Raw genomic sequence first — 13,135 nt, 5'->3', positions numbered from 1 at the left:
TATGACCAAGCCCGACGGCGTGCCGCCGCACCTCTTCGAGACCGCCGAGGGCCGCCGTCTCGTCGAGGCCCGCTCCGATCCGGCGTGGCGCCGCTGGGGGCCGTACCTCAGCGACCGGCAATGGGGCACGGTGCGGGAGGATTACAGCCCGAAGGGCGACGCCTGGGACTACCTGCCCCACGACCACGCCCGGTCCCGCGCCTATCGCTGGGGCGAGGACGGGATCGGCGGCTTCGGCGACCGCCACCTGAACTGGTGCCTGTCCCTGGCGCTGTGGAACGGGCGCGACCCGATCCTGAAGGAGCGGCTGTTCGGCCTGACCAACCAGGAGGGCAACCACGGCGAGGACGTCAAGGAACTCTACTACTACCTCGACGGGATCCCGACCCACGCCTTCATGCGGATGCTCTACAAGTACCCGCAGGCCGCCTTCCCGTACGGGCGCCTGGTCGAGGAGAACGCGCGGCGCGGCCTCGACGACCCGGAATTCGAGCTCCTCGACACGGGCCTGTTCGACGAGGGCCGCTACTTCGACGTCGAGGTCGCCTACGCCAAGGCCGCCCCCGACGACATCCTGATGCGGGTGACCGCGACCAACCGCGGCCCGGACCCGGCCGCCCTGACGCTGCTGCCGCAGCTCTGGGCCCGCAACACGTGGTCGTGGAAGCAGGGCACGCCGAAGCCGGAGCTGATGGCCGGGTCGGAGGGCTCGGTCTGGGCGCGCCACCCCGAGATGCCGACCTTCCGGTTCTTCGCCGAGGGCGCGGGCGACCTGCTGTTCACCGAGAACGAGACCAACACGCACCGGCTGTTCGGCAGCGGCCCCGCCGAGGGCTTCTACAAGGACGGGATCGACCGGTGCGTCGTGGGCGGCGACCGGGCCGCCGTCAACACCCTGTCCGGCACCAAGTGCGCCGCCCGCTACGACCTGCATCTCGGCCCCGGCGAGACGCGGACCGTGCGCCTGCGCCTGCGCGCCGAGACCGCGCCGGGCGCGCCCTTCGCGGATTTCGACGCCTTCTTCGCCGCCCGCGAGGGCGAGGCCGACGACTTCTACGGGGCGCTCCAGGCGCCGATCGCCGATCCCGAGATGCGGCTCGTGCAGCGGCAGGCGCTCGCCGGCATGCTCTGGTCGAAGCAGCTCTACCATTACGACGTGCGCGAGTGGCTCGCCGGCGACCCGGCGCAGCCCGCGCCGGCGCCGGAGCGGCGACACGGCCGCAACAGCGACTGGTCGCACCTGCGCGCCAACGACATCATCTCGATGCCGGATGCCTGGGAGTATCCCTGGTTCGCGTCCTGGGACCTCGCCCTGCAGGCGATCGTGTTCGGGCTCATCGACCCGGACTTCGCCAAGAACCAGCTCCTGCTGCTGGTCGACGAGGCCTACACCCACCCGAACGCCGCGCTGCCGGCCTACGAGTGGGGCTTCGGGGACGCCAACCCGCCGGTCCACGCGCTGGCCGCCTGGCGGGTGTTCGAGCTGGACCGGGCGCTCACCGGCCAGCCGGACCACGCCTTCCTCAAGCGGATCTTCAACAAGCTCACCCTGAACTTCACGTGGTGGGTGAACCGGAAGGATTCCGACGACCGCAACCTGTTCCAGGGCGGCTTCCTCGGCCTCGACAATATCGGGATCTTCGACCGGTCGAAGCCGGTAGGCGACGGCGCCACGCTGACCCAGTCCGACGCGACGGCCTGGATGGCGACCTACGCGCTGAACCTGATGCGGATCGCCATCGAGCTGGCGCTCGACGACCCGACCTTCGAGGACATGGCGGAGAAGTTCTTCGAGCACTTCCTCCTCATCGCCGGCGCCACGGGCGCGGGCGTGTGGGACGAGCCGGACGGCTTCTTCTACGACGTCATCGAGACGCGCGACGGGCAGCGCCTCCCGATCCGCGCCCGGACCATGGTCGGCCTGATCCCGATCTTCGCGGTGGCGGTGATCAACGAGTGCGACCTCGCGCGGCTGCCGTCCCTGCGCAGCCGAATGGTGTTCTTCCTCAAGAACCGCCCGGACCTCGCGACCCTGGTCTCGCGCTGGAACGAGCCCGGCGAGGGCCAGACGGCGCTGCTGTCGCTGCTGCGCGGGCACCGGCTGAAGGCGCTGCTCCACCGCGCCCTCGACCCGAACGAGTTCCTCTCGGATTACGGGCTGCGTGCCGTGTCCCGCGTCTACGCGGACGAGCCGTTCTGCTTCGCCTGGGACGGGCGGGACCTGGGGCTCGCCTACGAGCCCGCCGAGTCGCGCTCGCGGCTGTTCGGCGGCAACTCGAACTGGCGGGGACCGGTGTGGATGCCGGTCAACTACTTGCTCATCGCCGGGCTGAACCGCTTCCACGACTATTACGGCCCGGATTTCCGGGTCGAGGCGCCGACCGGGTCGGGCCGGACCTACGCGCTCCGGGAGATCGCCGCCCACCTGTCACGGCGGCTGATCAGCCTCTCGACCCGCCGCCCGGACGGGCGCAGGCCGGTCTACGGCGACAGCCGGATCGAGCAGGAGGATCCGCATTTCCGCGACCACGTCCTGTTCTACGAGTACTACCACGGGGACAGCGGCCGCGGGGTCGGCGCGTCGCACCAGACCGGATGGTCCGGGCTCGTGGCCCTGCTGATCCAGGAAGTGGCGACCGCCGCCGCCGAGGCGCAGAACCCGGGCTGGCCGTGAGGACCGGTCGCCGGGCTCGCGCGCCGGCGACCGACGCCCATTTACTCCGCGGCCTGCTGCATCCGCAGGCGCTGGCCTTCGCCGATCTGGCGGGAGATCGTCGAGCGGCGGGCGCTGTAGACCGCCGAGACCAGCGGGTAATCGACGGGCAGGCCCCACTTGGCCTTGTAGGCCTCGGGCGTGAGGCCGCGCATCGTCAGGTGACGCCGCAGGGCCTTGTAGGGCTTGCCGTCCTCGAAGCTGATGAGCGTGTCCGGCCGGATCGAGGCCCGGATCTGCGCCTCGGTCGGCCGCCGGACCTGCGGCTCCGCGGGCTGGTCCAGGGCGGTGATCGAGCGGTGTACCTCGGAGAGCAGGTCCGGCAGCGTTCCCGCCGGGACACTGTTGCGCGTGACGTAGGCGCTCAGGATCTTTGCGGCGAGTTCGACGCTCGGCGATGTCATCTGCATGGTCGTCACCTCGATTCTACGTGTTTCGGATGTGGCTCTCGTCGGTTTCCGTCGGGCTCTTCGCCGCCGACGGCCGGTGCATGTCCCTGAGACGTTCTCGGCCTCGGCCGGAGGCGGCGGATGGCCTCATTATGGGCCAGTCCGCCGCCGCTACAACCGAGCCGCGCATTTATCGCGCCGATATTTCTACTTAGGATTGAGATTTAGGGTCAACGACGAATCAACGGGCGCGTCGTTGTTCCGGCTCAAGTGCGGTATTGAGGACTCACCTGCCCAACCGGGCGCGTTGGAGAACGCGAAGACATGGAGGCCCTGGTCGTCGGAGCCGGCGTCGTCGGACTCGCCATCGGGCGGGCACTCGCGCTGCGCGGGCATGCCGTCATCGTGGCGGAAGCCGAGGACGCCTTCGGGACGGGGGTCTCCTCCCGCAGCTCGGAAGTGATCCACGCCGGCATGTACTACCCGGGCGGATCCGAGCGCGCGCACCACTGCGTTGAGGGCGCCCGGCGCCTATACAACTTTTGCGCGAGTCACGGCGTCCCGCATCGCGCGTGCGGCAAGCTGATCGTCGCCTCCGACGACGCGGAGGCCGAGAAGATCGCGGCGATCCGACGCCAGGGCGAGGCCAACGGCGTCCCGGGCCTCGAACTCCTCGACGGACGCGCCGCCCGGCAGCTGGAGCCGAATCTCGCCTGCACGGTGGCGTTGCACTCGCCACGCACCGGCGTCGTCGACAGCCACGCGCTGATGCTCGCCCTGCTCGGGGCGATCGAGGATCACGGCGGCGCGCTCGCCCTGCGCACCCCGGTCGAGGGCTTGGCACGGCGGGACGGGCAGTGGCGGGCCGCGTTCGGCGGCGCCGAGCCCGGCACGATGGCCTTCGACGCGGTGGTCAACGCCGCGAGCTTCGGTGCCCCGGCCCTGGCCGCCGGCACGGAGGGCTACCCGGCCGAGCGCGTCCCGACGCTGCGCCTCGCCCGCGGCAACTACTTCGGCTGCACCGGCAAGCCGGCCTTCTCGCGGCTGATCTACCCGGCGCCGCGGATCGACGGCGGCCTCGGAATCCATCTCACCCTCGACCTCGCCGGCCGCACCCGCTTCGGGCCCGACGTGGAGTGGGTCGACGGGTTCGACTACCGGGTCGATCCCGCGCGCGCCGAGGCCTTCTACGGCGCGATCCGGCGCTACTGGCCCGGCCTGCCCGACGGGGCGCTGTACCCGGACTACGCGGGCCTGCGGCCGAAGCTGACCGGGCCCGGCGAGGCGGCGGCCGACTTCCGGATCGACGGGCCGGCCGAGCACGGCCTGCCGGGGATCGTCCACCTGTTCGGGATCGAGAGCCCCGGCCTGACCTCCAGCCTGTCGCTCGCCGAGGCCGTGGCCGACCGGCTGGACGCCTGAGGCCTCAGAACAGCAGGTGCTCAGAACAGCAGGTGCAGCGCCAGGGGCGCGAGGATCGCCGTCAGGAAGGCGTTGAGCCCCATGGCGATGCCCGCGAAGGTGCCGGCGACCTCGCTGACCTGGAAGGCGCGGGCCGTCCCGATGCCGTGGGCCGCGAGCCCGGCCGCGAAGCCGCGGGCGCGCATGTCGCGGATCCGCAGGAGGTTCATCATCGGCGTCACGAGGATCGCCCCGATGATGCCGGTGAGGATCACCAGGATCGCCGTGAGCGTCGGGTCGCCGCCGAGCGCCTCCGCGATGCCCATCGCGACGCCCGAGGTCACGGATTTCGGGGCCAGCGAGACGAGGATCGGCTGCGGGATGTCGAGGAGGCGCGCGAGGCCGATCACCACGGCGAGGGTGGTGGCCGAGCCGGCGGCGAGGGCCGCCAGCATCGGCGCGAGGGCGCGCAGGACGGTCGCCCGCCGCTCGTAGAGCGGCATCGCCAGCACCACGGTGGCGGGCCCGAGCAGGAAGTGGACGAACTGCGCGCCCTCGAAATAGGCCCCGTAGGGCGTGCCAGTGACGGCCAGGACCGCCCCCACCAGGACGACGGTGATGAGGACGGGGTTGGCGATCGGGTGCCGGCCGGTCACGGCGGCGATCCGGTCCGCCAGGACGTAGGCGGTCAGCGTCACCGTCAGCCACAGGAGCGGCGTCTTGGCGAGGTAGACCCAGAGCGAGAAGTCGCCGGCCACCCGTCAGGGCTCCCCGTCGGTCCCGCGCCGCTCGACCAGCGCGGCGACGGCGCGGAACACCAGGACGGTGACCAGCAGCGACAGGGCGGTCGAGACGACCAGCACGAGGGCCAGTTTGGCGCCTTGCGCCCGCAGCAGGTCGAGGCGGCCGACGACGCCGACGCCCGCGGGGACGAACAGGAGCGACAGGTTCATCAGCAGCCCGCGCGCGGTCGTCTCGAGCGTCCCGTCGGTCAGCGGCTTCGGCAGCACGCGCGGCAGGCCGAGGCGGGCATTGTCGCGCAGCAGCAGGAACGCGAACATCAGGCCCATGCCGATCACCGGCCCCGGGATCGGGACGCCCGCGCCGCGCGCGAGGGCTTCGCCCAGCAGCTGCGCGAGCAGGATCAGGGCCAGGCTGGCGATCATCGCGGGCTGCCGGGACTACGCGGCCGCGACGCCCTGCTGTCCGCTGCGGCGGGCCGCCGCAATGGCAGCCTCGTCGAAGCCGAGCAGGCGGCCGAGGCGCTCGACCAGCGCCTCCTCGAACTCGTCGACGTTGCCGTCCGCCGCCGCGACCGACCACGCCATGGTCAGCAGCTCCTCGCGCTCGGACCGGTCGGCCTCGTGCGGGATCATCTCCACGAGGCTCGCCACGTCGCGCACCTCCGAATCCATGGCGGCGGCGCGCTCGATCAGCGCCCGCGCGGCGTCCGGACCGTCGGCGTAGTGGCCCTGCACGAGGCGCGAGAGGCGCTCGCTCTCGGCCGGCGCCAGGATGCCGTCGACGCGGGCGACGTGGACCAGGAGCGCGGTGGCCGCGAGATGCGTCTCGTCCACGGTCTCCTGCGTGCCGACGCCGAGAGCCTCGGCCGCGTAGGCGCGCAGGCGTGCGATCAGGGACATGGCGGCTCCGGGGGATCGTGCACCGCAACAGTTCGGGCCCCGGCGGCGCGTCGTCAAGCACGCCGCCGCACGTCGCGCCGGACCGTGGCCCGGTTGCATCGCCGGCGCGGCGCTCACCGGCGCGCTGCGGCCTCCGCCCCCGTCACCAGCGGCGCGAGGATCGCCTCGGCCGCCCGGACGGTCGCGGGCCCGGCCTCGGCGGGCGTGCCGGCGCGGAAGGGCGGCGCCGGGGCGTACTCGGCGACGAGCTGCGCGGTGCGGGCGTAGGTATCCCCGCGCAGGCGCGCGGCGAGCGCCAGCCCGAGATCGAGCCCCGCCGAGACCCCGGCCGCGGTGACGCGGTCGCGGTCGAAGACGACGCGCTCGGCCACCGGCCGGGCGCCCAGGAGCGGCAGCACCGCGTCGCGCACGCTCCAGTGCGACGTCGCGCGGTAGCCGCGCAGCAGGCCCGCCGCGCCGAGGATCAGCGACCCGGTGCAGACGCTGGCGATCCAGCCGGCCCGCGCGGCGCGGTCGCGCAGGAAGGCGAGGAGCGCGGCGTCGCCCATCTGTGCGGGGGTGCCGTCGCCTCCGGGGACGAACAGGACGTCGAGGTCCGCCGGGCAGGTCGCGAAGCCGTGGGTCGCCACCAGAACGAGGCCGGTGTCGCTCGTCACCGGCCCGGGCTCCGCGCCGACGAGGTGGAGGCTGCCGGGGGCGAGGCCGGCGAGGAAGGTCTGCGGCCCCACGAGATCGAGCGCGGTGAGGCCCGGATAGACCAGCATGGCGATCCGGACGGGACGATCCGGCGGGATCGGCGCCGGATCGCCGGCGGCGGCCAGGGCCGGACGGAGCGGCGCGGCGAGGGCTGCAGCGAGCGCGGCGGCGACGAGATCGCGGCGGCTGGCGTCCGGCGCGGTCACGGGCGCGCCGGGCGGCTCACAGGGCCCAGGCCGCGTCGCGGTAGGCGCTGTCCCAGAACTGCCACTCGAGCCGGGTGGCCTGCGTGAACGCCCGGTGCATCCGCGCGCGCTCGGCCTCCGACGCGTCCCGCGCCGCGCAGTCCGTGGCGGCGATCATGGCCGCGACCGCCGCGGCGAAATCGTCGCCCGCGTAGGTGTCGATCCAGGCGCGATACGGGTTGTCGGGCGCCGCGCGGGCGAAGATGTCGTCGCCGACCGCCTTGTAGATCCAGAAGCAGGGCAGCAGGGCCGCGCAGAGGACCGCGTAGGGCTCGGCGTAGGCGGTGGCCGTGAGGTAGCTGACGTAGTGGTCGCAGGCCGGCGTCAGGGGCGTGGCCGCGAAGGTGTCCGGCCCGATGCCGTAGTCGCGGAAGAAGCCGCCGTGGAGGGCGCGCTCGACCACGATCGCCTCCTGCGCGGCGCGGGAGAACTGCACGATCGTGTCCGGATCCGGCGCCTTCGCGGCGGCGAGGCTCAGCGCCCGGCCGAAGCCGATCAGGTAGTGCGCGTCCTGCACGATGTAGTGCCGGAACCGGTCTTGCGGCAGCGTGCCGGCGGCGAGCTCGGCGTTGAACGGCATCGAACGGATGGTCTCGTAGGCGGCGGCGTTGCGCGCCCAGGCCTCCCGGGAGAAGGCGTCGTCAGGTCCGGGGGATGCCACGGCTTAGCCCTGCCGCTGCGCGTGGGTGACGGCGACGTGGATCAGCTCGGCGAGGGTGCGCACGCCGAGCTTCTGGCGCATCTGCGAGCAGGCGTTCGTCACGGTCTTGTAGCTCACCGACAGGTCGGCCGCGATGGCTCCGTAGGAGCGGCCCTGCGCGAGGCGCGCCAGGATCTGCTGCTCGCGGGGGGTCAGCTGCGATTCCGGCGCGCGGCGGGCGTCGGCGCGCAGCATCGCCACCTCGGTGGCGAGGCGCCGGTCGAGGTAGACCTCGCCGACGCGGACCTTGGCGAAGGCCTCGAACAGCTCGGCCGAGGCGTGGTCCTTGAGGACGTAGCCCAGGGCCCCCGCCTCGAGGGCGCGGGCGACGATCACCGGGTCGTTGTGCATACTGAAGACCAGGATGCGCGTCTCGGGCGCGACCGCCCGGATCCGCCGGATCAGGCCGAGCCCGGCCATGCCGCTGCCCTGGAAGGTCAGGTCGCAGATCACGACCGGCGGGCGGAGCCGGTGGAAGATCCGGTAGCCGCCGACGACGGTCGTCGCCTCCGCGATGGTCTCGACGCCGGAATCCTCCAGCACGCGTCGACAGCCCTGCAGGACGATGGGGTGATCATCGATGACGAGAACCGGCAGGCGCGTGGCGGCGGCGTCGATCTGGGATGCGATGGCGTTCATGCGCTCGGCGCGGTGTTGTTCTCGTCGCCCCGGTCGGGCGGAACGGGGATCGTGATCCGGACGATCGCCCCGGGGCCGGCATTGTCAAGGGCGAAGGTGCCGTCGAGGGCCTCCACGCGCTCGCGCATCCCCGACAGACCGAGCCCGGTACCGTGTTCAGGCGGGATTCCGGTGCCGTTGTCGCGGATGGTGAGGTCGATCCGGCCGCCGGTCTCGGCCGCCTCGGCCTCCACCCGGGTCGCGGCGCCGTGCCGCACGGCGTTGGTGGCGCTCTCCTGCACGCAGCGGAATACCGTGAGGTCCACGAGGTCGCCGTAGCCCCGGGCCAGCCCGTCGAAGCGGCCCGCGAAGGTGATGCCGGGATGGCGCTGCCCGAAGCCGCGCAGGAGCAGGTCGAGGCAGGTCGCCAGGGGCGCCTGCCCGAGGCCGTGCGGCCGCAGGCGGTTCAGGAGTTCCCGGTTGACGGTCTGGACCTGCCCGACGATCGCACTGATCTCGGCTGCCCGGGCGGCGAGCTTCTCGCGGCTCGGCTCGGCCGTGCCGGAGGCGATGCGGCCGATCGAGGCGGCGTTGGCCTCCAAGGCGAACAGGCACGGACCGAACTCGTCGTGCAGTTCCAGGGCCGTCCGGCGGCGCTCGTCGTCCTGCGCGGTCAGGAGCTGGCGGTTGAGGCGGCCGTTGGCGGCCCGGACCTCGCCCAGGGCCTCGGCGACCTTGTTGAACCGCTCGGCGATCACGGCCAGCTCCCGGGCGCCGGGCGGCTCCAGGCGGGCGGTGTAGTCGTGGTGCTCCAGCTGGGTCAGGCCGGCGCCGAGCCGCCGCAGCGGCGCGAGGATCCGGCCCAGCGCGATGTAGAGTGCGATCAGCATCGCGGCGTTGATCGCCAGGGTGGTCAGCGAGAGCGCCCGGGCGTAGCCCCAGATCTCGTCGATCTCGTCCATCGGCTGCGTGGTGATCTGCGCCGTGCCGAGCCGCCGCCCGTTGACGACGATCGGAAGGGCGTGGCGCTCGATCGGCGGCATGATCAGGTCGGCGAACCAGCGCGGCGCCTCCCGGTCGGCGCGCGGCGGCGGCAGCGGCCGGCCGACCTCGTCGCCGTCCGCGTCGAGCACGGCGACCCGGACGTGCCGGAGGACCTTGAAGCGCAGGTCGAGGGTCTGGAGCAGCGTGTCGGGCGCGGCGGTGTCGGACAGGCGGATCGTGTCGGCCACCAGCGACTCGACGGTCGCGAGCGACGCGCGGGTCTCGACGCGCACGGCCGACCGGGCGTTCAGGACGATGACCGCGCAGGAGATCACGGCCGCGAAGGCGTCGATCAGCAGGACCACCGCGACGAGCCGCGCGCGGGTGGACCACGCCGACCAGGGCCAGCGGCGGAGCCGGGGAGCGTCCGGCGCTTCGGCCGTCTCGGTACGCGGGGACAGGTTCGGGCGGGTATCCACGCGCTGACGCATAGCGACCGCGCCGGCGAAGTCCATGGCGCCCGCCGCGGGCGGCCGGCAGAGTGGCGCCCCGGACGTGCTCAGGCCGCCCCGCCCCCAGTGCAGCGGACGGGGCGAACACCGATTCTTAAGCGGCGCGGCGTAATCTTGTGGATAGCCGCGCCAGGACTGGCTGGGCAGGCAATTCGGACCGACATCATTGCGCCGTATTGCAGCTCCTCTATCGCCACCAGAGTCGAACCACCTTCGAATCCTCGGAGTGTGGCGGCCGGTGAAGGGGAGCCCGGTCGCGCGCGGCGTGTATCGTGTCAGAGACCCCGGCCTATGATCGATCTCAACCTCGACCCGTCCGAGACCCGGCCTGACCGGACGCCGTCGGCCAAGCCCGGGCCGTCGCTGAATCTCAAGGTCGCGCTGTTCAGCGTGGCCGGCGCGAGCGCGCTGGTCGGCTTCGGCGTCGCCGCCTCGACGGTGATGGCCGGCCTGGCGGCGCCGACCCCCGTGAAGATCGTCGCGTCCCGGCAGGCCGCGGACTGGCCGGAGCTGAAGGACGGGCTGCCCGCCATCAAGGGCTCCGTCCAGGCGGCGGCAGCCCCGGCGCAGCCCGCCAAGCCGGAGACACCGGCGCTCAGGATGGTGTCGCTGCCGGAAGCCTTCGCGGCGATCACGCCGACGCCGCCCGCGCCCGACGCCCCGCGGCCGGCGACCCCGCAGCCCGCGAAGGTCGCCGCGGCCCCCGTCGCGCCGACGCAGCGCATCCCGGTTCCGACGCCAGTCACGCCGGTCGCGGCCGCGCGGGAAGTCGCGCCGCTGGCGCCGGTCCGCACGGCCGCGCTTCAGACGCCCCGCGCCTCCGAGACGGTCCGGGCCCGCGAGCTCGTCGAGCCGGCCGCGCCGAAGCCGGTGGCGGAGAGCACAGAGCGCGCGGAGAAGGCCGAGCGTCCCGAGAAGAAGGAGCGGGCCGAGAAGACGGAGCGCTCCGGGAAATCGGAGAGGACGGAGCGCGCCGAGAAGATCGAGCGCCCCGAGAAGCCGGCGCCCAAGGCGGCGACCCGCCAAACGCCCGCGCCGACGCGGACCGCCGACAAGGCGAAGGGCGCCGCCACCGTTGCCCAGGCGGAGCCCGCCGAGGCTGAGGATACAGAGGTGCTCGGCATCAAGCTCCCGTCCCTGGCGCCGGCCGGGCGGAAGCTGAAGGAGAGCGTCGACGCCCTCGGCGACGCCGTCAAGAACGTCTTCTGAGCCGCCGCGCCGGCCCCGCTCACGGGGCCGGACGTCTGCCGGGGCCGGCGCTCAGGCCCGGCCCGTCTGGCGCCCGGCCTTGTCGCCCTTCGGCCCGGTGCGCTCGGCCTTGCGCTGGTGCTTGCCGGCCCGCGGGCTCGCGAATCCCTTCGGCCCGGCGGGTGGCCCCCTGCGCTCGGCCGGCGCCCCATCGCCCGCGAGCGCCTCGACCTGGATCTCCGGCGAGCCATTGCGGGCGAAGGATTCGGCGAAGCGCGCCGCCGCATTGCCACGCACCTCGAACTTGGTCTCGCGGTCGAAGATCCGGATGGCGCCGATCTCCTGGCGCCCGATCCCGCCCCGACGGGTCAGCATCGGCAGCAGCCGGCGCGGGTCGGCGTTGTCGCGGCGGCCGAGGTTCAGCCGGAACCAGACCGCCGGGCCCATGGCGGCGATCCGCTCCGGGTCCATCGGGTCGTAGGGCGGACGCTCGCCGCGGGGCGCGCGGCCCTCGCCCGGATCGCTGACCTCCTCGGGGGCCGGCAGGCGGGTGCGGTACACGCGGGCCAGGAGCGCGGCGAGCTCCTCGGGGCTCTTGCCGGCGAGCAGCGTCTCGGCCAGCGCGACGTCCTCCTCGGCCGGCGGCTCGGCGAAGAGCGGGTCGGAGAGCATGCGCTCGCCGTCGAGCCGGCGGATCTCGTCGGCCGAGGGCGGCCCCGACCATTCGGGGCTCACCTTGGCGATGGCGAACATCTGCTCGGCCCGGCGCCGCCGGGAATTGGGGATCAGCAGCACCGAGGTGCCCTTGCGGCCGGCGCGGCCGGTGCGACCGCTGCGGTGCTGGAGCACCTCGGCGTCGTGCGGGAGATCCGCGTGGATGACGAGGCTGAGGGACGGCAGGTCGATGCCGCGGGCGGCCACGTCGGTGGCGACGCAGACGCGGGCGCGGCCGTCGCGCAGGGCCTGGAGCGCGGCATTGCGCTCGCCCTGCCCCAGCTCGCCCGAGAGTGCCACCACCGAGAAGCCCCGCTCGGTTAGGCTGGCCTGGAGGTGCCGGACGGCGTTGCGGGTGTTGCAGAAGACGATCGCAGTGGCGGCGTCGGCCTCGCGCAGGAGGTTGAGCACCACGTGCTCGGTCTCCCGCGGCATGATCCGCACCGCCCGGTAGGCGATGTCGGCGTGGCCCTTGGTCTCGCCCTTGATCGCGAGCCGGAGGGCCCCGCGCTGGTAGCGCTCGGCCAGCGTCTCGATCGCCTTCGGCAGGGTCGCGGAGAACAGGTAGGTGGCCCGCTCGGCGGGCGTCGCCGAGAGGATGAACTCGATGTCCTCGCGGAAGCCGAGATCGAGCATCTCGTCCGCCTCGTCGAGGACCACGGCGCGCAGCGCCGTCGGGTCGAGGTTGCGGCGCTCGAGGTGGTCGCGCAGGCGGCCCGGCGTCCCGACCACGATGTGGGTGCCGTCCGCGAGCATCCGGCTCTCCCGGCGCGGATCCATGCCGCCGACGCAGGCCGCGACACGGCCTCCGGCCGGCCCGTAGAGCCAGGACAGCTCCCGCTGGACCTGCAGGGCGAGTTCCCGGGTCGGGGCGATCACGAGGGCGAGGGGCGCCGCCGGGGGCGGCAGATGCTCGGCCTCCCCGATCAGCATGCTGGCCATGGCGAGGCCGTAGGCCACGGTCTTGCCGGACCCGGTCTGGGCCGAGACGAGGAGGTCGCGGGAGCCGGCGGCGGCTTCCAGCACGGCGGCCTGGACCGGCGTCGGGTCGGCGTAGCCGCGGTCGCTCAGGGCCCGCGCGAGGGGGGCGGGCAGGGTCGGGAAAGGCAAGCTTCGGGAACTCTCAACGGCCGTGCCGCGCCCGGCAGCGCGCCATCGCGCGGCGGGGGAATCAGGCGCCGGACTTTATTCGGGTGCCTGGAAGGTAACGCCAACCGGGCCGACTGACCACTCCCGTCGCAGCATGGGGCGGTTGCGCGCGCTCGATCCGGGATCCGGCCCGCCTCATCGGCGCGCGAATGGACCCGCGGCCGATCGGCCGTCGACGCCGAC

Annotated in this window: 12 protein-coding genes; 3 read left to right on the top strand and 9 right to left on the bottom strand. The window is 73.3% G+C overall.

Annotated features, from left to right (window positions below):
- Position 1 precedes the first annotated feature (1 nt).
- Entirely contained in the window at positions 2–2,674 is a 2,673-nt protein-coding gene (locus BMY19_RS12075; protein WP_100251859.1) for an MGH1-like glycoside hydrolase domain-containing protein, read from the top strand.
- A 41-nt stretch (positions 2,675–2,715) separates the two neighbouring features.
- Here the strand turns inward: BMY19_RS12075 and BMY19_RS12070 are convergent, their stop codons facing one another.
- The gene (locus BMY19_RS12070; protein WP_026604910.1) at positions 2,716–3,123 is read right to left on the bottom strand and encodes a Ros/MucR family transcriptional regulator; all 408 of its coding nucleotides are present in this window, start codon (positions 3,121–3,123) and stop codon (positions 2,716–2,718) included.
- A gap of 303 nt (positions 3,124–3,426) precedes the next feature.
- On the opposite strand from BMY19_RS12070, the gene BMY19_RS12065 reads away from it, so the two are divergent.
- Positions 3,427–4,524, top strand: a complete 1,098-nt coding sequence (locus BMY19_RS12065) for an NAD(P)/FAD-dependent oxidoreductase (RefSeq protein ID WP_100251858.1) — start codon at positions 3,427–3,429, stop codon at positions 4,522–4,524.
- 20 nt (positions 4,525–4,544) lie between these two features.
- Here the strand turns inward: BMY19_RS12065 and BMY19_RS12060 are convergent, their stop codons facing one another.
- The 7 genes from BMY19_RS12060 to BMY19_RS12030 all read right to left on the bottom strand — a co-directional run bounded on the left by BMY19_RS12060 (position 4,545) and on the right by BMY19_RS12030 (position 9,904).
- The gene (locus BMY19_RS12060) at positions 4,545–5,261 is read right to left on the bottom strand and encodes an LrgB family protein (protein ID WP_020093033.1); all 717 of its coding nucleotides are present in this window, start codon (positions 5,259–5,261) and stop codon (positions 4,545–4,547) included.
- A 3-nt stretch (positions 5,262–5,264) separates the two neighbouring features.
- Positions 5,265–5,669 carry a CidA/LrgA family protein gene (locus BMY19_RS12055; protein ID WP_020093032.1) on the bottom strand — a complete coding sequence of 135 codons (405 nt, stop codon included), beginning with the start codon at positions 5,667–5,669 and terminating at the stop codon, positions 5,265–5,267.
- A gap of 15 nt (positions 5,670–5,684) precedes the next feature.
- On the bottom strand, positions 5,685–6,146 hold the full coding sequence (locus tag BMY19_RS12050; protein WP_020093031.1) for a tellurite resistance TerB family protein: 462 nt from the start codon (positions 6,144–6,146) through the stop codon (positions 5,685–5,687).
- 113 nt (positions 6,147–6,259) lie between these two features.
- Positions 6,260–7,048 carry a DJ-1/PfpI family protein gene (locus BMY19_RS12045; protein WP_170862956.1) on the bottom strand — a complete coding sequence of 263 codons (789 nt, stop codon included), beginning with the start codon at positions 7,046–7,048 and terminating at the stop codon, positions 6,260–6,262.
- A 16-nt stretch (positions 7,049–7,064) separates the two neighbouring features.
- Positions 7,065–7,748 carry a thiaminase II gene (tenA, locus tag BMY19_RS12040; protein WP_100251857.1) on the bottom strand — a complete coding sequence of 228 codons (684 nt, stop codon included), beginning with the start codon at positions 7,746–7,748 and terminating at the stop codon, positions 7,065–7,067.
- Between the two features lie 3 nt (positions 7,749–7,751).
- Positions 7,752–8,426, bottom strand: coding sequence for a response regulator (locus BMY19_RS12035; RefSeq protein ID WP_012320334.1), 675 nt, complete (start codon positions 8,424–8,426; stop codon positions 7,752–7,754).
- Positions 8,423–9,904, bottom strand: a complete 1,482-nt coding sequence (locus tag BMY19_RS12030; RefSeq protein WP_100251856.1) for an ATP-binding protein — start codon at positions 9,902–9,904, stop codon at positions 8,423–8,425. Before BMY19_RS12030 ends, BMY19_RS12035 begins: the two co-directional genes overlap by 4 nt.
- 288 nt (positions 9,905–10,192) lie before the next feature.
- Between BMY19_RS12030 and BMY19_RS12025 the strand changes: the two genes are divergently transcribed.
- Positions 10,193–11,110 (top strand): hypothetical protein, encoded by a 918-nt coding sequence (locus tag BMY19_RS12025; protein ID WP_100251855.1) that lies wholly within the window; start codon positions 10,193–10,195, stop codon positions 11,108–11,110.
- 51 nt (positions 11,111–11,161) lie between these two features.
- On the opposite strand, the gene BMY19_RS12020 is transcribed toward BMY19_RS12025, so the two are convergent.
- Positions 11,162–12,913, bottom strand: a complete 1,752-nt coding sequence (locus BMY19_RS12020) for a DEAD/DEAH box helicase (RefSeq protein WP_056533145.1) — start codon at positions 12,911–12,913, stop codon at positions 11,162–11,164.
- Positions 12,914–13,135: the final 222 nt, after the last annotated feature.

It is taken from the genome of Methylobacterium sp. UNC300MFChir4.1, assembly GCF_900110155.1.
GTDB lineage: Bacteria > Pseudomonadota > Alphaproteobacteria > Rhizobiales > Beijerinckiaceae > Methylobacterium.
The sequence above is the reverse complement of the archived record's forward strand: the minus strand, read 5'-3'. Positions and strand labels throughout refer to the sequence as shown.